Below are 23,681 nucleotides of genomic sequence, written 5' to 3'. Positions count from 1 at the left end.
GAAGATGCGGCGGCAGAGAACGCCGTCGCCCTCACTCCTCGCTCACCACATGAATGGGTTCTTTGATGCCGGTGATGAGGTGGTGGTTTTTCAGCAGGAGCAGTTTGGCCTGGGTGATGGTCTGACCCGGTGACAACAGCAGGGTGCCATCCACCGAATCCACGCGCTTGGCCATGATGTGGCCAACCTTGAGGTCTTCCAGCTTGATCGCCTGCACGCGTTTTTCTTCGTTTTTCTGTTCCTGATTTTTGAAATGTTCGTGGAGGGTGCGGATCAGATCGGGATCGTAGTGCGCTCTTCGTTCCTTCATTTTTTCCAAGGCTTGGACTCGCGTCACCCCGCCGCCTTCCAGTTCCGTCAGATCAAAAACCAGGTTCAGGATACGCGATCCGAGCGGAATGGATTTGCCCTCCAGCGTGCCGGACGGATAGCCGGACCCGTCGTAACCTTTTTTATGATACATGACCACTTTGGAGACGTCCTTGAGGTGCGGGATATTTTCCAGCAGTTTGGTGCTGGTCCTGGGAATGTTGCGGAACAGTTCTTCCTCCCGCACCGTAAGCGCCATCTTGCGGCTTTTTTTATAAAGGATGTGCGGCGGGATGGTGATGTTGCCGATGGGCGCCAGCATGGCCGCCAATTCCAACTGCCAGACCTCTTCATACTTGAGGACCGAGCCGATCTCGCGCACCACTTCCCGCACCTTGGCGCCGCGGCTGAACAGGTTGCTGTCAAAGTTGGTCAGCAATTCCATCAGGATGGAGACGCTGCCGTTGAGGGTTTCTTCCAGCACTTCGCGGGTTTTATCGTATTGCTGTTTGAGGGAGCGGCGCAGATGGAGCAACTCCAGATGGTTGCGAACGCGCGCGCAGACCTCTTCCTGTTGAATGGGCTTGCGGATGTAATCGACACCTCCGGCCTGAAACCCTTCCACCACGTCCTGGGTCTCCCGCCTTGCGGTGATGAAGATGATGGGAATATTCAGACCGATGTCGGTGGACTTCAAACGGCGGCAGGTTTCAAACCCATCGATGCCCGGCATCATGACATCGAGCAGGATCAGATCGGGCATCAATTCAGGAACGATCTCGAGCGTTTCGTTGCCATTGGAGGCAAACGCCAGCCGGTACCCCTCCGGTTCCAACGCGCCCCGCAGGACGGCAAGGTTGGACGGAGTGTCATCCACCAGCAACACCCGTTTATTGGATTGGTCGAACTTTTGCTCGTCAGTCATGCCCAACTGTGTCTAATAATTTTAGGATTCCTTCTTTATCAAACTTCTCTGCCAGGATCTTGAGATGCGACGCCAGTTGCGGTCCCTGAGGTTCGATCTTTTCAATTTCCGGGAGCTGTTTCTCCATTTCAGCAATCATACCTAATTTTGCCATTTTTTTCAGGTTAAGTAACAAAAAATCAGGAACCTTCATCTCTGAAAAATTGGTTTCCCCGGGGATCAAATTCGGCTTTACTATATTTTCCGAAGCTTCGTCCGTTGAAAACTGGAATTCCACATGCAGCACCTCCTGCACCGTCTTCAAAAGTTCGTCGCGCAAAAACGGTTTGCCGACAAAGCCGTCGATGCCTTCATTCAGGAACCGGTCGCGTTCATGGCGGTAATTCGAAGCGGTGACGATAACAATTCGAACCGCATTGTCTTCGTGCTGGATGGCCTTCGCCGCTTCCAGTCCATTCAGTTGCGGCATCTTGTAATCCATGAAAACGATGTCCGGCTTCCACGCGCCTGCAATTTCGATCCCCTCTTTCCCGGAGTAGGCCCTTCGCACTTCAACGCCGACATCGCTCAGTATTTCGTACAGGACATCGACATTGGCTTCGTTGTCATCCACCACCAGCGCCCGCACTTCATATTCCGGAGACAAACGGGTGACCTTGGTAAAATCCTGCCCTAAAGGCGTCTCCTTGGTATTGACCGGCAACAGGGGAATGGAGAAACTGAACCGGGAGCCTGTCCCCGGCTCGGAGGACACCCGTAATTCCCCTTTCATCATCTTGGCCAGTTTTTGGGATATGGTCAAACCCAGTCCGGTCCCGCCTCGCTCCATGCCCACCCAATCCTGCTCGTAATAATTGAACACGGTCTTCTGCTTTTCTTCCGGGATGCCGATCCCTGTGTCGTGAATTTCAAACCAGTACAGGTTATTGGGCTTCCCGCTAACGCTGAAAACCACTCTTCCCTGATCGGTGAACTTGAGGGCGTTGTCGAGCAGATTGATGAGCACCTGCCGCAGCTTGCCCTGGTCGCCGTGCACCCAGTGGTTTTTGTTGCCCAGGTTCTGGTGCAACTCAAAACTCAGCTTCTTTTCCTCGCAGCGAACGCGAAAGATATCGCACAGTTCGTTCACCAGCGCGACCAGGTTGAAATCCTGCGGGTTCAATTTGAGTTTGCCGGCTTCAATCTTGGAAAAATCGAGGACGTCATTGATCAGGCTCAACAGGTGGTATCCGGCCTTCTGAATCCCCCCCAACTTGCGGCGCTGATCGTCTTTCAAGTTCGGGTCCTGATTCAAAATCTGTGAGTAGCCCAGGATGGCATTCATAGGAGTGCGGATTTCATGACTCATGCTGGAAAGAAAAATGCTTTTGGCGCGGTTGGCCTGTTCAGCTTTTTCGCGGGCAGCCAGGATTTCCCGTTGGATCTGTCTCTTTTCGGAAATGTCCATCGCCACTCCCACAATCCATTCCTCTTCTTCCAGCCGGGCAATCTGCAAACGCACTTCCGCCGGATAGGTGCTTCCATTTTTCCGTTTATGCAGGGTTTCCAAAACCGGACGGGGCTCGGTGCCGTTTTTCAAAGCGGAGAACAGTTCCTCCAAGCGCTCTTCGTTGAATTCCGGAGCAATGTCCAACGGCGTGTACTGTTGCAATTCCTTCAGGGAATAACCCAGGTTGTGGCGTGCGCCTTCGTTGACATAGACAAACCGAAAGGTTCTGGCATCCACCAGATATATTTCGTTGTAGGATTTTTCCAGAATCGCACCAAACCGGACCGCCTGCCTGGTCGCCTGGTCGGATTGGTTGAGCAGCGTATGCAGGAGGAACGTGGTCATCATCAGGCCAAACAGGTAAAGCTGGAGCAGCAAAACGCTTTTATCATGATCGATCTCGAACTGGTGCTCGGTCTGGCCGCTTCCCCATATCGCCAGCAGGCTGATGCCCAGCATGACCACCACCCCACCCACCTGGCGGAACCGGAATGCCGTCCAAACCAGAAAAGGAAAGGACAACAGGATCAGGGGATACTCCTGGTAATCGATCGGCGTGTAAAAAATCGCTTTGGCGCCCAGATAGAGCAGGCCGGCAAGCACCAGGGCTTCCAGCTTTTTATGGAGGGACAACGGCCGGAGCCTGGAATGCCGGAATGCGGTCACGATGGGAACGATCAATAAAACGCCCAGGCTGTCGCCCAACCAGCCGGTCAACCACGCCCTGCCATATTGATCCCAGCTGAGGAGATCCGCCCCCATCAAGGCGGTGACTGTGAAGTTGGTATGAATGAGACTGTTCAGCAAACCCGCAACAAGCACGAACACGATCAGGTCTGGAACGCGGGCGAAGGGATCCCGGTTGCCCAGCCATCGGCGCAGGATATAGCCTCCGGTCCAGGTTTGCAGGGTGGCTCCCACGCCCACCAGAGTGGCTACGCCCATCAACGCCAACAGCGACAAATCGGATTTAGGGTGTGGATGCAGGACCAGCCAGAACGTGAGGGTGAGACCCACGGCGCCCAGGAAGACACCGGGCAGAATACGCGGCCCATACAACAGCACGCACGCCAGTGCAATGCCCAGCGGCAAAAAGACAGGAAAGGCATGGCCGTGGAAATGAGTGAAGGAGGCCAGCAGGCAACCGCTCAGGATGTAAGCCCCGGCGGTCATGCCATTGACGCGAAGGGTTTCCAGTTTTCCGGATGTGACGGGATCACTCATTTTATCAAGACCAGAGCCAAACATGACAGGGATCAAAGTGGCCCGACTTCGCACACAGGTTTGGACAGGGACCATGGAGGGATCGCGCGAAACCTGCGTGCAACGCAAAACCACCGTGCTATGCAAAGAACTTTTTCAGAAAGTTCCTGCGAACCCATTCCTGCCAACCAGGCCGCGTGGTCGCGTCGAACGGCCCCACCCCCCTCAAGTCCGACCCGCGGCCTCTCCATGCCCCGGGAAAGTATCGACTTGAATCCTTCCATTCAGGTTAATCGATTTGCTTTTTTTCGGATATAACTAAATTCCGAACGCCCTATCCCCTGGGGCGAACGGCCCGGAGAACCTGAAATCATCGGCTTTAAAAAAATGGACTAGTATCGTAACTACTATATAATTCCAGAATCGGCATCATCCTTCCCGGACCCGAATGGGCTCGCGGATGCCCACAAATTCCTTGTGGTTTCTGAGCAGCAACAAATGCATGTCCGTAATCATTTGGCCCGGATTCAACAGCACTACGCCTTCCTTATTTTCGATCCTGTCAGCCAGAACCAGCCCGGTTCGCAATTCCTGAAATGAAACGGCTTTCTCCGACTGAACCATGGCGTCGTATTCCTCTTCCTTTTTGAAAACGTAGTCTTCCAGTTTTTCCATCAAATACGGATCGTACAGACGGGAGCGCTGCCGGAGCCGGGTGATGGCCCTCAATCCCGACTGGGCCGTCCCCTCTTCTTTCACAAAATCGGACAGCAGCTTGAGCGCCCGGGCGCCAAGAGGAATGGCTTCTCCGCTCAGCGAGTTTTCCGGGAAGCCGCTGCCGTCGAATCCTTTTTGATGGTAGAGCACCATCTCCGACACTTTCCTTAAATGAGGAATTTTTTCCAGCAACTTGGCGCCGGCCTGGGGCACCCGTTGAATCATCGCCTGCTCTGCCGCAGACAAGGACTCGCCTTCTCGATAACGGGTCATGGTGGCAGGGGGAAGGGACACCAGCCCGATGGGCAGGAACATGGCCGCAATTTCCAACTGGCTCGTGTTTGGAAACCCCAGGGCCGGACCGCATTCTTTCAACAACTGGCACAACCGCGCCGCCTGGTTGAACAGATTGTGATCGAAACCCGCCAGAACCTCATGAAAAATTTGCAGGCTCCCGGTCAGCGTCTGGCTCAACAATTCCTGGGTATGGCTGTACTGTTCCTGGAGGGATTGCCTCAGAATGACGAGTTCGATCTGGCATCGAACCCGGGCGCACACCTCTTCCTGCTGAAAAGGCTTGGTGATGTAATCCACACCGCCGGCAGAGAATCCTTCGATGAGATCATAGGTTTCTCTCCGGGCGGTGACAAAAATAACGGGGATGTCCCGGCACGCCGGCATCTGTTTCATCTGCCGGCAGGTCTCAAACCCATCGATGCCCGGCATCATGACATCGAGCAGCACCAGATTGGGTTTCAGCTCCGGCAGGATTGCCAGGGCATCCTCGCCGGTGGAAGCGAAAGCCAACTGGTAACCCTCCCGTTCCAGAGTTCCACGCAATACGGCCAGGTTATCGGGTTGGTCATCCACCAACAACACGGTCCAGGCTTGATCTTTCGATTCTGGGTCGGTCACCATGCACCTCCTTTCTTCATCCGAAAGGACTTTCTATAAACGGTGTGCGCTTGCGTTCAAATGGATACCTGTCTCCTGGCCGCCGGAGTTATGGCTCCACCTCGAAATCGTTTCTATCCACAACGGGCCTCGATGGATACCGGCCGGGATCCTCCGTGTTCTGCCACCCCACTGCCAGCTTCTACTATTCACCCTCTTCAACGTCCTGTCAAACCGGCAGATCAGGCTGACGAAGGCGCACATGCTTCCAACACTTTCAGGATCGCCTGTTTGTCAAAATTGTCGGCAAGGGTTTGCAGGTGTCGCGCCAGTCCGGCTTCCCGGTGTCCGATTGCTTTCACTTCGTTCAACTCTTCCTCCAACTGGCTCATCACGCCAAGGCGGGCCGATTGTTTGAGCCGGTTCAGCAACGGCTCGGGCAATGACAGGGATTCGAAGGAAGACTCCACTATGGGGACGGCTGTGCCCTCTTCTTCTCCTTCATCCGGTTGGTACACAAACTCCACCTCCAAAAGATCGTGCAGGACCTTGAACACTTCTCCCCGCAAGAACGGTTTGGCGATGAATCCATGCACTCCTTCCTGCAAAAACTTTTCCTGTTCATGCCGGTAACTGGAGGCGGTGACCATGACGATTTTGGTGATGCTGGTATCCAGGTTTTTCTGGATCATTTTTGCAGTGTCGAGTCCATTCAAGCCCGGCATCCGGTAATCCATGAAAATCACATCCGGCTTCCAGGACAAGGCCCGGTCGATGGCATCCCAACCGCTGATCACCGCCTGGCATTCCACCCCGATCGCTTCCAACGTTTCCGTCAGGACTTCGATATTGGACTGGTTGTCATCGACGATGAGCGCGCGGACGGATTGGTCCGTCGCCAACGTCACCACACGGTCGTAATCTTGCAGGTCATCCACCGCACCCGCCTGGGTGGCTGGCAGGTGCAGAACAAAATAAAACCGCGATCCCCAGCCGGGGTCCGATTCCACGCTCAATGTGCCTCCCATCAAATCGACCTGCCGTTTCGAGATGGACAGCCCCAGTCCGGTCCCCCCCCGCTGCTGGCCTTCGTCAAACTGGCTGAAATATTCAAACACATGCTGCTGCTTGTCGAGGGGAATGCCGCAGCCGGTATCGATGACTTCGAATACGTAACGATCCTGCTTGTCTTCGGAAACGCGGAACAGGACCTCACCCCGGTCGGTAAACTTGACGGCGTTTTCCAACAGGTTGATGAGCACCTGCCGCAGCTTGCCCTGGTCGCCTTCCACCCAGCGCCCCTGGTTGCCAAAATTACAATCCACCTTCAGCTCCAGTTGGTTCCTTTCGCAGCGGTGTTTGAAGATCAGCTCCAGGTCCTTGATCAAACCCGACAGGCTGAAACGGACAATGGTCAACTCCATCTTGCCGGCTTCGATCTTGGAAAAGTCCAGGATGTCATTGATCAAACCGAGCAGATGATTGCCCGCTTTCTGAATGCCTTCGACTCGCTTGTGCTGATCTGAGGCCAGGGAGGTGTCGCGGCTGAGAATCTGCACATACCCCAGGATCGCATTCATGGGAGTGCGGATTTCGTGACTCATGTTGGAGATAAACATGCTTTTGGCCTGGTTCGCCTCCTCGGCACGAATCCGCGCATTGATGATCGCTTCCTGGGCTTTGCGTTTCTGCGTGATGTCCATCGCAAGGGCCAGTAAGTATTTTTTGCCGCCAAACGTGGAAATGTTAATTTGCGCTTCCACCGGATACAGGGTGCCATCCTTGCATTGGTGGATGGTTTCAATGATTTCCATATGGTCAGGGTCTTTTTCCACCCGTTGGATCAGATCGGTGAATTGTTGGGGAGTCAGGCCATGCGTGAAGTCCAGAGCCTCCATAGCCAGCATTTCCTCCGTGGTGTACCCCAACCTCTTGCAGGCGCCCTGATTGATCTGAACGAATTTCAACCCATCCAGGTCCAACACATAAACTTCGTTGATCGAACGATCCAAAAGATGACCGAGCATGGCGGCTTCACTTTCGAACTGACGACTGGTCGAAACCGACGCACCCAAAATGAAAGACATCGTGGCCAACACGAAGAGATACAGCTGAAGTAGAATCACTGCGGTGTCCGGGGACTTCGTCCCCATGGGGCCGCGCCCTTCTCCCGTTCCCCAGGTGGCCATGAGCGCGGTGAACAAAATGGCCACGACGGCACCCTGCTGCTTGAAACGCAGTGCCGCCCACACCAACACCGGGAACAGCAGGTACACCAACGGATAATCGCTCTGGGGCAACCAGTCGCCGTAAACGATCTGGCTCGATACGTATAGAACCACGGACAATGCGATCGCTTCTCCCACCTCCTGCTTGTTGAGAGCCAGCCGGTCAGCCCTTTTGAAAATCAGGAAACAGGGGATGATGTGCGTGATGGCCAACACGTTGGCCATCCAGGCCGTGAGCCAAACGACTGCGATGTTACCCGGGGAAACCTGATCCCAAAAAATCCATACGCCGGTTGACCAAGTGGAATAAACGAGGGCGGACGGGAAGGCCACGCCAAACACAAAAGTCAACACTTCCCGAATGCTTTCGAGGGTGGAGTCTTTACGCAACCCTTTGTGGATCAGCAGTCCCCCTACCCATGTCTGGAACAGGGTCCCCAGCGTGAGGAGGAAAGGAAGGAAAAAAACTTCGAGCAGCCCGGATGCCGAGAACTGGACATTCATGTACCAGCTCAGAAATGTGACGGAGCCCAGCAGAATGCCGGGAAGAATACGGTAGGAAAAAAAGATGTAGGCGCCCAGAGCAATCCCGTTGGGGATGTGGATGACCAGGCTGGGACCCAGCTTTTGAGTCAAGGACACCATCAGCATCCCGCTCAAAACATAAGCGAGAGCAACGGCCAGGTTCTGAAATAGAATATGCGATATGCGTGGGGAGTTCGTACCCGTCATCAGCCCACCTTCATGGCAACAAGATTCCGGCTTGAGTTTCGTCCTTCGACGACACACGTTTTATTGCTCATCGGGACACCCCTCCTCTTGCTGCCCGCTGACTATGGATTCTTACATATTCCTCTTCCAATCTAAAGTTTTTTTTGGCATACGGATAGGTCTTTCAGGTAGATACCGCCAAGGCCCCACGAAAGTAGCCCAAATAGGCCAATATGAACATTCAACCTTTGCTGGGCTTGTATTACAGGCGAGAAGAACGCGTTTTTTTTTTGCGGAGAGCAGAGGGCTCTCTGCAGCCTGATGCGGGGGGTTGGGCAAGGCTTTTTCATCGAAGGATCGAGTCGTTACTTTATTTTTCTAAAGATCGCGAGGGGAACGCTCTTATCTAAAGAGAGCTTTGCATAACCGGATTAAAGAACCAAGCATGGTTCCTCGCTCCGCTTGGAATGACAACTCAGGTCTCAGCTGTCATTCTGAGGAGCTAACGGCAACGAACAATCTCCGTGTACTCTCTCTAAAAACTCATACGCGGCACACGCGACTCACCTTGATTCCCCCCCTGCTTCCGGGTCCCGACCGTTCCAGGATAAAGTGCGGATTGAATCAAGCGATGGCTTTTTGGGGACGCATCCGGGCGAAAAGTGAATCGATCCGTTTCTCAACCGCTGCACGCAACTCTTCCATTCCAGCACGCCCGGCAATCTGCAAAGCCCGCTCAAAGTACTGAATGGCTTCATCGTAATCACCCTTCGCTGTCATCACCAAACCCAGATTGTTGTAGCTTTGAGCCAACAGGGGATGGTCTGGGTTGCAAACACGGTGGAATCCTTTGAGCGCCAGTTGCATATACTGGCCTGCCTGCAAATAGTCTGTCCGCTTAAAATAGATACCACCGATGTAATTGTAAATAAAAGAGACTTCAGGGTGAAATTCGCCGTAAGCCCCCAGGCACTCCTGCAAAGCCTGCCCGTAGTACTCCAAGGCTTTATCCAGCAGCCCTTCCTTCTGCGCTTCTTTAGCCAGTTGCAACCATTCTTTCGAGCTCATAATGCCTCCTGCCTTTCTCACAATTTCCAAGTGTGATTTGCCTCCGCCCACCTCGTTGCCGAAACCGGGGGTCATATCGGTTCCTTATTATATGTATAAGCCAACTCTATCACTTTCTATAATTAAATCAACAATAAATGTAAATTAAATAAACCAAAAAAAAGGAGAGTCCAGTAACCATATATTTTTCAATTATTTTTACTGCAGGCACCCCCCCTTTTTCATGCGCCGTTTTGCTTTGCAATGCATCTATACAAAGATCCCTGCACGGAAATACCGGACCCTTCTTAAGTCCAGCGTGGAATCGGCCGGCCTTCCCTCACCCGGCCTCCTTACCCGCACAGATGGCGATCAAACTCTGGACTCTTTCATTTTCTGAAACAGCCTCTCCACTTTTTTCTCAAGGGCGGGAACCTTTTCCATCAACCCTGCTTTTTTATAAATGATCAAAGCCTGTTCATAAAACTGGATGGCCTTATCCATGTCACCATTATGGCTCCACACCTTACCCAGGGTACTGCAGGCTTCCGCCAGCATCGGGTGGTCCGGCGAACAGATTTTGTACAAGACCTTGAGCGCATCTTCCAAATAACAGACGGCCCGCTCATACTCTCCCTTTTTAAACCAAACCGTGCCGAGGCTGTTTTTCACCAAGGCGACATCCGGGTGGAACTCCCCCAGCAACCGGAGGTTTTCATCCAGCACTTTGTTGTAACAGTCGATAGCCTCTTCCAAACAACCCGTGGCTTGCGCCGCTTTTCCTTGTAAAAACCAGTCAGTAGCGATCATTCGAATTCCTTTCCCACGCTGGAACCATTTCTAAAGAACGAGGTCCTTTCTGCACCCCCTTCCTGCAGAGAAGAAATTCACCACCCCCTAGAAAATATCAATTTCCATCTATATTCTTTTGTCGAAAACCCTTTATATAAAGTTAAGGCTTTCCTTTTAATTAGGAAAGCGGAATTTTGAGTTCTTGACCAAATTTTGGTTAAAAGAACCTTAACTACCGATTTTTCAGTCCTTATCTAATAATTATTTATTCAATTTTTTTGTTGAATGCGGCTATGTAGGTAAGGACAGAGTCTTCCAAAATTTAAGTGGAGAATGCCGATTTATTGGAATACCAATAAGCACCTGTTTTAATTGCCGTTACTCAATCAATCTTTTGTAAAATTTGAGTAGCGAAGTGCGCCTTCTTCAGGCTCACTTAATTAATTGATTTTATTTATATTACAAAGGTGAGAGCGGAGGGAGGCTAAAGCTATTTTATTTGAGGAGGAGATCTTGAAATGAGCGCCGTGCGAGAACTGCTTTGTGACAAAATCCAGGGAGATATCAGCCTTCCGGAACGCTGCGTTTCTCTATACCCTTGATCACCACCCGCCCGGACATCCGTCCAGCCACATTGGGCGCCTGGGTACGCAGGGTTTCACGAATTTTCTGGACCGCATCCCGGTCATCAATCGCCTTGACGAACATACTGAAATCGTCTTCGGGAATCTCGCCTTCGTGCACAATGCTGCCTGTGATTTTAAAAAATTGTTCTTTCATGGTTCCTCTGCAAGAGAGTGGATTCGTGCCACATTGGTAAGACACGTGTATCAAAACCGGCGGGTCTTGCCAAGGAATGATTCAACCAGCAGAATTGGGATTGGAAGGGAGGAGGTACATCGACTTTGAGGAAGGGAGCTGAGGTTTGCTCCATCTCTATTCATGCACGAATATGGAAAGTGTACCCGGGTCAGGGGGTAGCTTTCCGAAGAGAAGAAAACCTGACTCCCTTCGCTCTTAAGCCGACTGTTACCCTAAGGGAGGGATTGGTATAAAAACCTCCCGAAAGTCCGGGGGAACGGAACTTCCGGGAGGCGCTTCAGTCTTTTCTATACAAGGATGCCTGCTTAGTACTTCAGGGTATTCCAGGCCGTAATGGCTTTCTGGCCGTTACGTTCCTTGTTCTGTCCATTCCAGATGGCGATGGCCATCGGAACCTTGCCGCTCGAGAACTGAGCGTCGTTGGCATCATCCGTCTTCAAGCTGCGCTTGAAAACAACGGCCCACCGGTTGTTGCTCCAGTTGCCTTTGCCATCGACGTCCTGGTTCGCCTGCGTGGTCAGCGTGGAGAAGCCCTCAGCGTTGAGGTCTTCCACCGGAGACCGGCGCATGGAAGCGTCGGACAGGATATTGTGTGTAGCGCGGCCCGGGTTGTAAACACCTTCGTTTTTACCCATGCCAAAGTCCACATAGGTCGAACGATTGGCGATTTCGCCCGCGCCACCGGTGTGAACGCCGCCTTTAGCGCGCTCGTCCTTGCTGCCGGTCATATCCGACTTCAGAGCGCCCTTCAGCAACAGATCGCCATCCGGCTCATACATGTAGTAACCCGCGGAACCCATGGCCATGTCGGCGTAGTAGTCCTCCATGTCCTGCATTCCAGAGTTACCGGCCTTGCCGGCGCCTTCCTTGTCCCACGTGGCTTTCCACTGCCAGATGTTGACGCGCTCGCCATCAGAACCCATGGTGAACGGAGGTTCACTGCCGGCTTTGACAGGGAACATCAGCGCCGCCTGGTCCTTGTAATGCTGCGACTGGACCATGATGTCATTGCGGTCACCGTCGCTCCACTCCAGGCGAACGGCGAGTTCCTTATCGTTCCTGGCCGCTTTGACGTTCACCCACTTCGTAGCCGGGTTCGGCCACATCGGGTTGGTGATCATCTGCGGGTCCATATCGATGACAATGTGCCGATCCTTGGTCGGACCATAGTTGGACCAGAAAGGATCGGTTGGGTCAATCGGAATGTCCCGCTTGCCAACATTCAAGGCTTCGATGGTTGCCGCCGACGACACCATCGCACTGCCCAGAACGAACGCGGCAATCATTACGAATACAACGGTTTTTTTCATTTTCACGGTTTTCCTCCTGTTTAGCAGTTTCCGGGTTTGCCAGCTCCATCCCTCGCACTCCAAACCGGGGTTTCAAACCGCCTCCCGGAACAGGGGCGAACCCCTGTCCCGGTATGGCAGATGAGACCCGACTTAGAACGCACCAGGATGTTCTTCGGGACGGACGTAGAAAGGCTCTTCAACCGTGACACGGATGATCTCCTTACCCTTCCGGTTAAACCCGATGATGGTGTCGTTGTACATCTCGAACTTCTTGCCGTGAATATTGGTCTCGAAGATCTTCGGACCCGGCTCGCGCTTCCACTTGAAGATGATGCGCTGCGTCGTCCGGAACAACTGCAAGACACCCAAAAGATCCCGGTCCGGAACCATGTACTGATCGATCGAGTGATCCACGCCCGGTCCGAACATCTGCTGCGAATACGATCGCGGCACATGGCGGGACGGAACATAATACCCGTTCGGCTCCGTACCAAACTGCGGGTACAACGGCAGAGCCACTTTCCGGTCCTTGATCAGGTAGTACTGAGGATTGTCCGGATCGTGAGCCCATTCCCCGTTAGAACCGATTTTCACGAGGCCCTGAAGACGAATCTTGCCGACGCAAGCCGCCATACAACGGGTCTCCATCTGGTCACCCTCGGTCAAAGGATCCAGTCCTTCGATGCGCGGGTAACACGCGATGCATTTTTCCGAAATACGCGTCGTACCCCGGAACATCGGTTTCTTGTACGGGCACTGCTCCACGCACTTTTTGTATCCGCGGCAGCGGGACTGATCGATCAGTACGATCCCGTCTTCCTGACGCTTGTAGATCGCCTTGCGCGGGCACGCCGCCAGACAACCCGGATACGTGCAGTGGTTGCAGATCCGCTGCAGGTAAAAAAACCAGATTTTATGTTCAGGCAGAACCGACTTCACGCCGTTGTCGCCGCCAAACGTTCCTTCGCGCGACTGCGTGAACTCACGGCCGTGAGCGGTGTCTTCACCGAAGTTCGGGAAGCGCCACTCTTCGTCCGTCGGAACGTAACCGATCGCCTGCTGATTCAAGCCGATCTTGGCCGGCGCCTCGAAGATGGTCACACCTTCGTACACACCGTGAATCGCCTTGTTCGACGTCTTGCGAACGTTCCATACGTTCTGACCCGGATTCGACTGCTCCAGCATCTTCAGGATCTTCCAATCCCAGAACTGCGGATACCCGCCGTAAGGCTTCGTCTCCACGTTGTTCCACCACATGTACTCCTGGCCCTTCGAAAACGTCCAGGTCGACTTGTGCGCCATCGTGCATGTCTGACATGCAATGCAGCGGTTCGTGTTGAACACGAACGTGAACTGTTCTTTCGGATGCTTCTCTTCGTAAATGTAGGTCATCATGCGACCCAACTGCCAGTTATAGACTTCAGGCATCTTGTAACCTCCATTAAAACCGTTGCCCGTCAGGGCTTCGGTCCCGGTTGCTGTTTAGGTTTGAAACACCGTTTTAAAGCCGGCGGCGGGCCGCCAAAAGGAGGCCCGCCACACACACTTTAAATCTTCACGCGGACGTACTGACCTGCCAGGTACATCTCTGCGAAACGGTCTTTCAACGGAGACTCCGGGGTGTAACCGGTACGTACCGGCTCCCACAGTCCCTTACCATGCATACCACCATCTTCCGCCTTCGAGAACTTGACCAGCGTCTCTTTCGGCGTGGCGTTGATGGCATGGTTGTCTGCTTCGTACCCGTGCAGGAACTTCATCTTGGATTTTGCCTTATGGAACAGACTGTCCGTCTGATGCATCGGCATCAACCAGGATCGGGTGATCGACTGCTGACCGCCGTACCGGAAGTTGGACTGGTACGGAGTCGTCATCGACAACGCACGTCCGTCCGGACGCTCTTCGTGCGCTTTCACCGAACGTTCCGTACTCGACCACGTTGCGTGTTTCATCATCGCGGTGTGATACGGATAGGCCGGGTTGTACTTCGCACGCAGCATCAGGCGGGCAACTTTGTAGCGCGGATCCGAAGGCTTCCAGCCCATGTACGGGCGGTCGGCCGGATTCGCGTCCACGTAGACGTAGTCGCCGTCGTTGATACCCAGGTCCTTACACAGGAACGGGTTCATGTGCACCTGCCACTCACCAACACCCGGAGACCGCTTGTCCATGCGGTAAGGATCGCCGAAGTTGTTGTTCCAGATCATGTTCCAGTCAGTCGTCGCCCAGGACGAATGAGCCGTATGTCTGGATTTCGGAGTGACGCAGTAGAACCGGTACCCCTTCTCCCACAAGAAGTTCTTGGTCGTACGCACCGATGACCACGGCTTCTTGATGTTACGAACGTGACGCAGATCCGGATCCTGCTCGTCTTCCGGAATCCCGTAATCGTCCGGGCGGATGTAGGGGTTGGTGGATACAATAACGTTCGGCAGATAAGGCGTCGCTTCCGGGCCTTCTCTGTGAACGATGAAGTTTTCACCGTACTCGATCGCTTCCGGCTCATCATTGTAGAACTGGATACGACCGTTTGCAGTGTAGAAGGGTTTCGACTCGGTGTACATCTCCCAGAACGGAGACCGCGGATAGGTGCGGTACAGCAACAGACAACATCCCGGCTCACCGTACTTGCCGTTGATGATGTCGTCGATGTTGTAACCCATACCTGCGGTTGCCGTCGTGAACAGCCGACGGATCTGCGCCTTCGTCCGGTTGGGAGCTTCACCTTCGTAAACCTTCATGTAGTCCCCAAACCGCTTGTCACCCGTGATCTGGGCGAGACGCTTGGCGAACTCACGATGGATCAGGTTGTCATCGATCGTGTCGAATACCGGTTTGATGCCGGTGCCGCCCCAGATCTGATGGAACGGGTTCGAACACGACGAAGTGATCTCGTAAGACTCGAACTCAGCCCAGCTGTTCGCCGCCAGTACAAAGTCCGAGTACTCGCAGGAACCGGTGAACTCGATGTCCTGAGCCACGATCATGTCTACGTTGTTGTTGGTGTTGAACACCATCTCGTAGAACCACTTCGCGTTGTTGATGACGTTAACGTTTACGAACCACAACAACTTGGTCGGAGTCGGCATATGGGTGCGGCCCGTGAACACTTTACGCCCATACCGCGGGGTATTGACGATCAGCGCTTTATCACGATGTGCCCAGTAACCAGGCTCTTCACCCTTAGCGTAGCCCTTGACATCTTTCCAGCTTACGTTCTTGGTGATATCGAGAACCGGGTTGAAGGGATCTTCCGCAACCATCGCTGCAAAGCCCGGTCCCGACCAGTGAGAACCCTGGTAGTTACCAGCTTTGTAGTTACCCGACCACGTGTGAGCACCGGAACCCTTGGGTCCGACGTTACCCGTCAGCATGAGGGGAACAAACGATGCACGGTTGTGCATGGTAGCGTGGAAGTAATGGTTGATACCTTCACCGTAGTGAATCTCAACCGGCTTGATGGTACCGATGTCGCGTGCCAGACGCACAAGCAGATCCTTCGGAGCGTGACAGATCTGGTTAACCGTATCCAGATCGTAATCCTTCAGATGGATCTTGTACATCTCGTACAGCGGCATAACGGAGATGGTCTTGCCGTTGATCAGCTTGATGTCATAAACACCATCCAAAGCCGGGTCGATGTTCTTCTTCTTCATCTTCGCGCCAATGTCTTCACGCGTGATGGCGACCGGTTTGTCGGTGTTGGTGTCCCAGACTACGAAGTCCGGCATCTTATCGCGATCGTAGTTCTTCATCCACTTGGTCGTAAAACCATCCTTAGGCAGCGGCTGATTTTTGTAACCGGGGATGTACTCATCGGGATGCAACCGGATCAGGTTGTCCGTGCGGACCAGCAGGGGCATGTCGGTGTACTCCTTGACGTAATCCACGTCAACGAGACCCTCGTCCATGATGATCTTTGCGACACCCAGAAAAATGGAAATATCCGCCAGACCTGCGCGGGTGGGAATCCAGTAGTCCGCCTTGGTTGCGGGCGGGTTGTATTCCGGAGAAACCGTGACCAGCGTACCGCCACGTTCCATGATTTCCGTGTACCAGTGAGCTTCCGGCATTTTGTTTTCGATGAGGTTCTTACCCCACTGAATGGTCAGCTTCGCATACCGGTGGTCGGCGAAGTCGATGTCGGAAGTCTGCATGCCATGCGTCCAGGAATGTCCCGGAGCCTGGTCACCATGCCAGGTGTAGTTGGACCATGCGCGTCCACCCAGTACCTGACCCGGACCGCGACCGCGAACGATCGAGTCCAAAAGACCCATCATGTTCGAAATACGGTAGATGCCGTATTTACCGATGACGCCCAGCAGACCCATACCACCACGATACTTCATGGTACGCGAACCGGATCCACCCATGGCTTCGATCATTTCGGGCTGGTAACCTTCGTTCTTCAGGCGCTGAGCACCGCGAGAACCGCTATAAGCTTTACCAATAGCGACGTGACCTTTGGCCAGATAGGTGAAGGTCTGATCCCAGGTCAAGCGAACGAATTCGTCCGTGCCCCGGCTGGTAAACTTATATTTTTCCCGATTCTCCTTGTCCAGATACGGAAAGCCGTCATCGGCCCACTGTTTCCAGCCAACGCGGAGCATCGGATACTTGTTGCGGTACGGTCCGTAAACACGACGCGGAAACGTCATGCCGCGCAGACACATGCGCGGGTTCCACGCAGCGTCGGCCTGGTTGCCGTACAGATCGCGAATCTTGTGATGATCGTAGTTCTGCTCGATCCGCATCAAGATGCCGTTACGCACGAAGCCACGAACACGACACTGATGGGTGTCGTTCGGGGAACAGCAGTACGTAAACGAACGTTCGTACTTATATTGATCGCGATAAACTTCTTCCCAACGCCGATCCGGATAAGACTCCAGAGGATTGCCCACCTTGACGACGGGTTTCAACTGAGCGCCTACCCTCTTGCTCGAAAGCGCCATGGCCGAAGCCACACCAGCACTCACCTGCAAGAATTTTCTTCGATTCAAACGCATAAACTCAAACCTCCCTACTTTAAAGATAAAAAGGTCCCCCTAAAAAATACGCTAAAGGGGATTCACAATTTTCTTTCCTTCACCAACTATTGGGATGCTTAAAAATCTCTCTACCTGCACAACCATGGCGCCACCTAAAAACCGCGAAGAGCCTGCGCGCCACAAAATTCCACCATTTCTTTTGTGCACAAAAGAAATGCCTACTCTAAAAACCAAAACTATTTCTAGCTGGTGGGATTCTATGGGTTTTGCGCAAACAAGGTAATCAGCGGGGCCTTATTGATTGATAAGGTTTGGCTGTTTATGGCGGGGGATCTGGTCCTATCTGTTTGTAGGAAATCGGTCAAATCAGCGCGTAGGATCATTTTCACACGCAAATAAAATAACGACTTGGAGCCTGGACTGTATTGCGGCTACAGGAATGTTTGAGGGGTCCATCGAGGAAATTCTAAAGGAGTCTATTCAGCAATGCGTACTGTGTGAGTTCAGAATTTGTCTTCATATTCATTTTCTGCAAAATATGCGTCCGGTGCGTACTTACGGTTTTAACACTGAGGCACAGCTTTTGCGCGATCTCGGTCAGGGATTTGCCGCCGGAAAGCAGACAAAACACTTCGAACTCGCGGTCCGTCAGATATTCGTGAGGCTGCTTGTCGAAGCCATTAAAGTTGAAGGTCAACTTCTCCATATATTCCGGGCTCAGGAACTTGCCGCCTCCAGCCACCTTACGAATGGCATTGATGAGGATATCCAGCGGGCTTTCCTTCGTGACATAACCGGAAGCGCCGGCCTTGAGATAACGCATGGCAAAATGTTCTTCCGGGTACACGCTGACCACCACCACGGGCAGATCGGGAAACTCTTCCTTCAACTGCTTCATGTATTCAAGGCTCCACTCCCCCTCCATGGTGATGTCCAGCAATACGAGATCCACCTTGCGGGCGCGCACTTTTTGCAGCATCTCGGCGCCATTGATCGCTTCTTCCACAACTTCCATATCCTTGATTGCGGAAAAGGCACGATGAATGCCCTGGCGGAAAATAGGATGGTCGTCCGCCACCAGTATTTTTATATTCTTTGTTGAGGAGTCCATGGCCTGTCTCAATGCTTGAGTTCAATGGTAATGGTTGTGCCTTCGTTCTGTCTGCCGTTGAAATGCACCTGACCGCCCCAGATCTGCGCCCGTTCTTTCATACCCAGCAAACCCAATGAAAAGTTTTCATTGATCTGTTCCGGTACCAGCCCCTTGCCGTTGTCGGAAACATTCATCGTCAACAGTCCCTGTGCGTCCATGATGTCCACGTTTACTTTACTGGCTTCGGAATGGCGGATCACATTGGTCAGGCATTCCTGGAAAATACGGTAAATGGTACTGGACCGTTGCGTATCCAGATTGATCATATCCGGTTCGGTGGACAAATCGAACTGAATTCCGGTGCGGCTCTGAAATAATTTTCCCTGCCATTCGATCGCTTCCGTCAGACTCATGTGATCCAACACAGGGGGTCGGAGATCCAGTGAAATCCGTTTAACGGTTTGAATGGTGTTCTGGATCAAATCGGAAATCAACGTGACATCCTCCGAGATGTCTTCCCGCTCCGGTGGCACTTTGGCTTGCAGCCGTGACATGTCCAGCTTGATCGCCGTCAACACCTGCCCCAGTTCGTCATGGACTTCGCGCGCTATGCGCTTGCTTTCTTCTTCACGAATGGAATCGAGGCGGTGATACAGGCGGCGCAAGTGGTTGTTGTATTCTTCCTGATCCCGGTCCACCTGCTGGCGTTCCATGACGCGCCCCAGCAGAATACCGATGCTTTCCATCACTTCCAGAAGACGGGCATTGGGTTCCAATACCTCATTGGAAAAAAACTCCATCACCCCCGCCACCCTGGAACCGATGAACACGGGAAACGCCAATCCGGTTTTCACACCCAACTCCGCCACCAGCTTGTTGCGCGAGAAGTTGGAATCCTGTTCCACATCACGGATCCAATGCGGCGTGGAATCGGCAAGCACGCGGCCGGGAAGGCCCTCACCCGGGTCGAGGGTCGTAACCTCTGTCGCCTTTATAAAATTTTCATAGCGGTGTGGATTCTGACAATACCAGATACCGGTCGGCACCAGATGCCCTTTCTTCTCGTCCATTCTATAAAAGTGTCCCAACACCCAGTCGATCTCGCGGCAGATCCTTTCCAGCGAATACTCAATCGCCTCTTCCAGGATTTTACTCATATTGGTCTTAAACGCGATATCCCGGTTTAAGTGCAGGTAAGAGCTTTCCTCCTGCAATCGTTTGTAAGCTTTTTCCAATTCGCCGGCCTTCAAGGCCCGCTCGGCCCAGCGCAATTCCATGAGACAGAAATAGGCGGTCATCCAGATGATGAGCACGGTAAGACAGCGGTTGATCAACGCAAACACCCAGTCGCCGCTCGAAGGGGATAGGAACAATCCTACGAAGTTTAAAACCGTCCCTAAAATGGCGCCGACCCACACCGCCTGACTCTGCCGCGACCGGAATCCAATCAGTACCAACACCACAAAAGGCAGGCCACTGGCCACACCCAGCTGAATCTGGCTGTCTGAAATCAAAATCACCAAACCCAAAGCAAAAATCAGAATCGTCGATGTTGTTTTCGAGGCTTGACGCCTGGCGATGTGTGCCGAATAGGGCTTGTCGTTCACGTTTTTATTCCTTGCCTCTAAAGATCAATCAATGATTTTTCCACCCGGACAAGGTTGCCCAAGGATAGACAATTCCAATTATAATCTACTTGAAACGCAACAACCTGTAATCAGGCATAAGACTATATGAAATAGGAAAAGGACTACCGGCCTCTTATAAAGTAGGCCCCACAGCCACCCCATTTCACACCCGCCACCCCGGGGAAACGCCTGATCCCCACAAGAAACCAGGGTAAAGTTCCTTCAGGCAGCCTCAATGGAGTGACTCACGCGACTGAGGGGCGGTCCTGTCCTCTGCAACCAAGGCTTCATTGGGATCGCACCGATTGCAATGACGGGGGCGTAACCGCAATCGTTTATCGGTTTCTATTTGGGAGACAGCTTCTCCACGTTTTCCTGCAGGGTGGATGACTTTTCAGGGGTGGGGTCGATGAGCGGCCATATCAGGATGAATACCAGAAAACTGGTAACCACGACGCCAATACAAAAACCAAACCAGTCGATGATCGCAAACTTTTCTTTCTGCTTCCTGTTTTCCATAACCAACCAAAATGAAGAGTAACTTGAAAATCCTGCCAACCGGAGTGAACCGTCCAGCACCGATCCATCGCGGGCAAGGGTTTTAGAAATTTAGCTAAAACTTTCATTAAGGTCAAAAGGAAAAATCAGCCCTCACCTCTTTCATCCGGGTCGCCCGTTCATGCATAAACTGTGATACCTGAAGCACAAAAGCAGGCCTCTACGGGCCGTTATCCATATTAGGCCTGAAAGGGCGTATCATTTAATGACCCGGAATTTCGGAATCATTGCATCTTCCCTCCATTTTCATTTAATCTGAAAAAACTTCCCATTCAAACATGGAGGAGTTATGGACAAAAATTCACGAGCAGGCGATGAGCGCCCGAAGGTGGTGATCATCGGCGCCGGGTTTGGCGGTTTGAACTGCGCACGCGCCCTGGCGGGTCACTCGGTGGACGTTTCTCTCCTTGATCGTCGCAATTACCACGTGTTCACCCCTCTGCTTTACCAGGTCGCCACCTCCCTGCTGAATCCGAGCGACATCGCCGTGCCCGTACGCACGCTGTTCCGTCATTCCCCGAATGTGATGTTCTATGAAACGGAGGTCACCGGCATTGACTTCAGCGCCATGCGCGTCCATACGGTGGAAGATATCGACTTCGAATACGATTACCTCGTCATCGCTTCGGGAAGCACCACGCATTTTTACGGCAACGATCCTCTAGCCGAACAGGCGTACGGGTTGAAGGACCTGACCGAAGCGCTGGAGTTGCGCAACCACATCATCCGTTGTTTCGATCACGCATCGCGTCTGCAGGAACAAGGTGAAAAAGACATCGCCCTCTGGCTCACGTTCGTCGCCGTTGGCGGCGGGCCCACCGGCGTGGAGTACGCAGGCGCTCTGGGTGAACTGGTCCGGCTGGTCATGGTCAAGGATTACCCGGAACTGCCGCGCGACCGCATCCAGATCGTGCTGGTGGAAGCGGGGAAACAACTGCTCACCGGATTTTCGGACGACGCCACCGACATCGCACGCACCACCCTCAACCGCTATGACATTGAAGTCATCCTGAACGATCCGGTGAAATCGTACGAACACGACACCCTGTCGCTCGCCAGCGGCAAAACCCTCACCACCAAAACCGTCATCTGGGCGGCAGGAGTGAAGGCCTCTCCGCTGGCGGAAAAACTCGAAGTCGAAAAAACGCACCCGGGGCGTCTGGTGGTGGACGCGTTCCTGCGCTTGCAGGGACAGGACCGGGTCTTCGCCATCGGCGACATTGCCTCGTTCACCCAGGATGAACAGGAGTTGCCCATGTTGGCGTCGCCGGCGATCCAGCAAGGACGTTACGTGGCGCGATCCATCCTGCGACGGGTCCGCTGGAAAAAACCGAAGCCGTTCCACTACCGCGACCGCGGCATGATGGCGGTCATCGGACGCAATACCGGTATCGCCCGCATGGGTCGTTTTGTCGTCAACGGGTTCGTCGGCTGGTTGTTGTGGCTGGGGGTGCACATCTTTTTTCTGATCGGTTTCCGCAACCGGCTGTCGGTCCTCCTCTACTGGGCGTGGAACTACGTGTTTTATGACCGGCCGGCGCGCATCGTCATCCCCCGGCCGCAGCGCAAACCGCGCCACCGGAAAAACGCCCGGCGCAAGCGCCAATGATTCCTTTTCAAAAACCGGAGTGATCAAGACCCGGTGCGCAAGGAAGACGCGCCCTCTCCGCCGCGGTGGGTTCCCTTGTCCCACCGCGGAGGAGCGGCAAGCCTCTGGAGGAGGCAGACGTTCAAGTTGTGACGTTGGCGTTGGATTCTTCTCTTGGCGTGTCTGCGGATGTTTTGGCAGGAAGCCCCTTGCGTTTGACCCACCAGATGACGATGCCCGTAATGGACAGCATGGCCACCAGAAGCCCGGCCATCGACACTATAATGCGTCCCGGCATTCCGGCGATCTGACCGCTGTGAATGGGAAACTGGACTTCCATGAGGAAATCGCCGATGGTTCCCTCTCCAGGAACCTTGTGCGCGATCACCTCACCGGTGCTCCCTTCAAAATGCAGGGTGGAATGACCCAGCCCGGGGGCATGCTCCCCACCCGGCGGAAAGAAATAAGCGGAATAAATTCCAAAATGAGGGCTGTAACCGATGCCTCCCAAATACGTCGCCCAGTTCCGCCGCTTGGCTTCCTCCAGTGCGCGGACTTCAATGTCCTGGTAACTGACCTGCGCCGTGTACGGCGCATTGGGCAACCGGTCCAACCGCTGTTCAAAGGGATTGGGGGTTATACTGGACACCGTCGAAAGCACCGGACGAAACACCTCGAACCCGAGATTGAGATAGATGCTGCTCATGGAAAGAAAAATCAGCAGGACCCACGGCCACAGTGCGCCGGCGCGGTGCATGTCGAAATTCTGACGGTAGGCCCCGGCGTCGCGCCGCACCTTCCACGCCGGTTTCCACTTTTCCAGGAACGGACGGCCGGGTGGGAACGTGAGGTATATACCCACGAAGCAGTCCAGAAACCAGATGATGGCGATGCCGCCCATCAGCCAGCGTCCCCACATGTTTTCCCAACCGCCGATGAACTCGCGCGGCAGGTGCAGGGAGTAGTGCACCGTGTACAAATAAGGCAGGAGATTCTTGCGTTCAAAACAGCAATCGCCCCACAAACGGTTGCCCAGAATCTCGCCGTTGACCGGATCGACGAACACCTGGCTGTACTCGACCTCATACGGCGCGCCGGTGGCGGGATCGATGCGCGGCTCCACGACGACCGTCACCGATTCCCCCGGCGCATGCACTTCCAAGGGAAGGAACGTGGTCTCGACGCGCGGGTCCGCTTTCTCCACGATGGATTTCCATTCATAAGGAGACAGCGGTTCGCCGGATGTGCCGGGTGAGAACAGCTCCGGGTTCAGCCCCTCATCCAGTTCGTGGTAAAAGGCAATGATGCTTCCGGTCAAACCCGATACGATGAGAAACAGCGCGATCGTCAGCCCCGCGTAGCGATGCAGTTTGACCCATAAAATCCTTCCCATG

Annotated in this window: 15 protein-coding genes; 1 reads left to right on the top strand and 14 read right to left on the bottom strand. The window is 53.6% G+C overall.

Translation table 11 applies throughout. The annotated features are described in order from the left end of the window. Nucleotides 1-31: 31 nt before the first annotated feature. The 13 genes from QML71_RS03610 to QML71_RS03550 form a co-directional block, all read right to left on the bottom strand. Nucleotides 32-1,234 (bottom strand): response regulator, encoded by a 1,203-nt coding sequence (locus tag QML71_RS03610; protein WP_282010537.1) that lies wholly within the window; start codon nt 1,232-1,234, stop codon nt 32-34. Further along, complete coding sequence (locus QML71_RS03605; RefSeq protein ID WP_282010536.1) at nt 1,227-3,947, bottom strand: MASE1 domain-containing protein; 2,721 nt, start codon at nt 3,945-3,947, stop codon at nt 1,227-1,229. Before QML71_RS03605 ends, QML71_RS03610 begins: the two co-directional genes overlap by 8 nt. A gap of 408 nt (nt 3,948-4,355) precedes the next feature. After that, a complete protein-coding gene (locus tag QML71_RS03600) occupies nt 4,356-5,561 on the bottom strand; it encodes a response regulator (protein ID WP_282010535.1) in 1,206 nt (401 codons plus the stop codon). A gap of 218 nt (nt 5,562-5,779) precedes the next feature. Next, nucleotides 5,780-8,497 (bottom strand): MASE1 domain-containing protein, encoded by a 2,718-nt coding sequence (locus QML71_RS03595; protein ID WP_282010534.1) that lies wholly within the window; start codon nt 8,495-8,497, stop codon nt 5,780-5,782. Between the two features lie 603 nt (nt 8,498-9,100). Further along, nucleotides 9,101-9,619 carry a tetratricopeptide repeat protein gene (locus QML71_RS03590; protein WP_282010533.1) on the bottom strand — a complete coding sequence of 173 codons (519 nt, stop codon included), beginning with the start codon at nt 9,617-9,619 and terminating at the stop codon, nt 9,101-9,103. A 276-nt stretch (nt 9,620-9,895) separates the two neighbouring features. Then, nucleotides 9,896-10,333 (bottom strand): tetratricopeptide repeat protein, encoded by a 438-nt coding sequence (locus QML71_RS03585; protein ID WP_282010532.1) that lies wholly within the window; start codon nt 10,331-10,333, stop codon nt 9,896-9,898. 546 nt (nt 10,334-10,879) lie between these two features. Next, the gene (locus tag QML71_RS03580) at nt 10,880-11,095 is read right to left on the bottom strand and encodes a hypothetical protein (RefSeq protein WP_282010531.1); all 216 of its coding nucleotides are present in this window, start codon (nt 11,093-11,095) and stop codon (nt 10,880-10,882) included. A gap of 347 nt (nt 11,096-11,442) precedes the next feature. Next, nucleotides 11,443-12,510: an ethylbenzene dehydrogenase-related protein gene (locus tag QML71_RS03575; RefSeq protein WP_282010530.1), complete on the bottom strand. Its 1,068-nt coding sequence runs from the start codon at nt 12,508-12,510 to the stop codon at nt 11,443-11,445. Nucleotides 12,511-12,579: 69 nt separating this feature from the next. Further along, entirely contained in the window at nt 12,580-13,857 is a 1,278-nt protein-coding gene (locus QML71_RS03570) for a 4Fe-4S dicluster domain-containing protein (protein WP_282010529.1), read from the bottom strand. A 119-nt stretch (nt 13,858-13,976) separates the two neighbouring features. Then, complete coding sequence (locus tag QML71_RS03565) at nt 13,977-17,201, bottom strand: molybdopterin-dependent oxidoreductase (protein WP_282010528.1); 3,225 nt, start codon at nt 17,199-17,201, stop codon at nt 13,977-13,979. 685 nt (nt 17,202-17,886) lie between these two features. After that, nucleotides 17,887-18,531 (bottom strand): response regulator, encoded by a 645-nt coding sequence (locus tag QML71_RS03560; RefSeq protein ID WP_282010527.1) that lies wholly within the window; start codon nt 18,529-18,531, stop codon nt 17,887-17,889. 8 nt (nt 18,532-18,539) lie between these two features. Further along, on the bottom strand, nt 18,540-20,120 hold the full coding sequence (locus QML71_RS03555) for a GAF domain-containing sensor histidine kinase (RefSeq protein WP_282010526.1): 1,581 nt from the start codon (nt 20,118-20,120) through the stop codon (nt 18,540-18,542). 366 nt (nt 20,121-20,486) lie between these two features. Further along, the gene (locus QML71_RS03550; protein WP_282010525.1) at nt 20,487-20,660 is read right to left on the bottom strand and encodes a hypothetical protein; all 174 of its coding nucleotides are present in this window, start codon (nt 20,658-20,660) and stop codon (nt 20,487-20,489) included. Between the two features lie 328 nt (nt 20,661-20,988). On the opposite strand from QML71_RS03550, the gene QML71_RS03545 reads away from it, so the two are divergent. Continuing rightward, nucleotides 20,989-22,308 (top strand): NAD(P)/FAD-dependent oxidoreductase, encoded by a 1,320-nt coding sequence (locus tag QML71_RS03545; RefSeq protein ID WP_282010524.1) that lies wholly within the window; start codon nt 20,989-20,991, stop codon nt 22,306-22,308. A gap of 121 nt (nt 22,309-22,429) precedes the next feature. Here QML71_RS03545 and QML71_RS03540 read toward each other — a convergent pair whose 3' ends face one another. Continuing rightward, nucleotides 22,430-23,680, bottom strand: coding sequence for a PepSY-associated TM helix domain-containing protein (locus tag QML71_RS03540; protein WP_282010523.1), 1,251 nt, complete (start codon nt 23,678-23,680; stop codon nt 22,430-22,432). Nucleotide 23,681 lies beyond the last annotated feature (1 nt).

Origin of the sequence: Nitrospina watsonii, assembly GCF_946900835.1 — a bacterium.
Lineage (GTDB): Bacteria > Nitrospinota > Nitrospinia > Nitrospinales > Nitrospinaceae > Nitrospina > Nitrospina watsonii.
Note: the sequence above shows the minus strand (reverse complement) of the source record. Positions and strands in the feature narration are given on the sequence as shown.

Excerpts from the sequence above, each read along its gene's own strand:
- QML71_RS03550 (WP_282010525.1), bottom strand. The coding sequence starts at position 20,660 with ATGGAAAACAGGAAGCAGAAAGAAAAGTTTGCGATCATCGACTGGTTT.
- QML71_RS03610 (WP_282010537.1), bottom strand. The coding sequence starts at position 1,234 with ATGACTGACGAGCAAAAGTTCGACCAATCCAATAAACGGGTGTTGCTG.
- QML71_RS03540 (WP_282010523.1), bottom strand. The coding sequence starts at position 23,680 with ATGGGAAGGATTTTATGGGTCAAACTGCATCGCTACGCGGGGCTGACG.
- QML71_RS03570 (WP_282010529.1), bottom strand. The coding sequence starts at position 13,857 with ATGCCTGAAGTCTATAACTGGCAGTTGGGTCGCATGATGACCTACATT.
- QML71_RS03580 (WP_282010531.1), bottom strand. The coding sequence starts at position 11,095 with ATGAAAGAACAATTTTTTAAAATCACAGGCAGCATTGTGCACGAAGGC.
- QML71_RS03545 (WP_282010524.1), top strand. The coding sequence starts at position 20,989 with ATGGACAAAAATTCACGAGCAGGCGATGAGCGCCCGAAGGTGGTGATC.
- QML71_RS03600 (WP_282010535.1), bottom strand. The coding sequence starts at position 5,561 with ATGGTGACCGACCCAGAATCGAAAGATCAAGCCTGGACCGTGTTGTTG.
- QML71_RS03595 (WP_282010534.1), bottom strand. The coding sequence starts at position 8,497 with ATGACGGGTACGAACTCCCCACGCATATCGCATATTCTATTTCAGAAC.
- QML71_RS03585 (WP_282010532.1), bottom strand. The coding sequence starts at position 10,333 with ATGATCGCTACTGACTGGTTTTTACAAGGAAAAGCGGCGCAAGCCACG.
- QML71_RS03560 (WP_282010527.1), bottom strand. The coding sequence starts at position 18,531 with ATGGACTCCTCAACAAAGAATATAAAAATACTGGTGGCGGACGACCAT.
- QML71_RS03605 (WP_282010536.1), bottom strand. The coding sequence starts at position 3,947 with ATGAGTGATCCCGTCACATCCGGAAAACTGGAAACCCTTCGCGTCAAT.
- QML71_RS03590 (WP_282010533.1), bottom strand. The coding sequence starts at position 9,619 with ATGACCCCCGGTTTCGGCAACGAGGTGGGCGGAGGCAAATCACACTTG.